This window comes from Trichococcus pasteurii (genome assembly GCF_900112935.1).
GTDB classification, from domain to species: domain Bacteria; phylum Bacillota; class Bacilli; order Lactobacillales; family Aerococcaceae; genus Trichococcus; species Trichococcus pasteurii.
In genome coordinates this window covers 360,432-361,195 of the sequence record NZ_FONM01000001.1, presented here as the reverse complement: position 1 = coordinate 361,195, position 764 = coordinate 360,432, and the positions used below count along the sequence as shown (strand labels likewise).

Sequence of the window (764 nt, the reverse complement as noted above, 5' to 3'; positions counted from 1 at the left end):
ATTTCAATCCACGCACTCGTGTAGAGTGCGACTAGGACGGGTGTCGCGGTAAAATTTAAGGGAATGAATTTCAATCCACGCACTCGTGTAGAGTGCGACACGTCACGCGCTAACACACGCGGGTTCTTCCCTTATTTCAATCCACGCACTCGTGTAGAGTGCGACATGGGAGTTTCGTGCTGATACTTTTACCGGTTTATTTCAATCCACGCACTCGTGTAGAGTGCGACACCGATAATGTCCACCCGAACAATTTTGGATACATATTTCAATCCACGCACTCGTGTAGAGTGCGACGATTACGACAACATCGTTTTGGATAACCTATCTATTTCAATCCACGCACTCGTGTAGAGTGCGACTCGTGCTGATTCGTGCATCAGCTTCTGCCAACTGAATTTCAATCCACGCACTCGTGTAGAGTGCGACGGGTGTGGCAAGGAACATGCGGATGTGGCGCACGTTATTTCAATCCACGCACTCGTGTAGAGTGCGACGTTGTCATCCGTCGCAACGCAGAGGCTACCGTAATTTCAATCCACGCACTCGTGTAGAGTGCGACAGAGGGGTATTAGCGATTTTCGTGTATAAACGTAAATTTCAATCCACGCACTCGTGTAGAGTGCGACTTTAACAAACAACTAATACACAACAAACCAGGAGATTTCAATCCACGCACTCGTGTAGAGTGCGACATCAACCATCACTTGCCACATTCCGGTGTCACCACATTTCAATCCACGCACTCGTGTAGAGTGCGACAG

1 CRISPR repeat array is annotated in these 764 nt (G+C 48.4%).

Going from position 1 to position 764, the window contains the following annotated elements:
• Positions 1–762: direct repeats of the CRISPR family, unit length 32 nt; unit sequence ATTTCAATCCACGCACTCGTGTAGAGTGCGAC.
• Between the last annotated feature and the right edge of the window lie 2 nt (positions 763–764).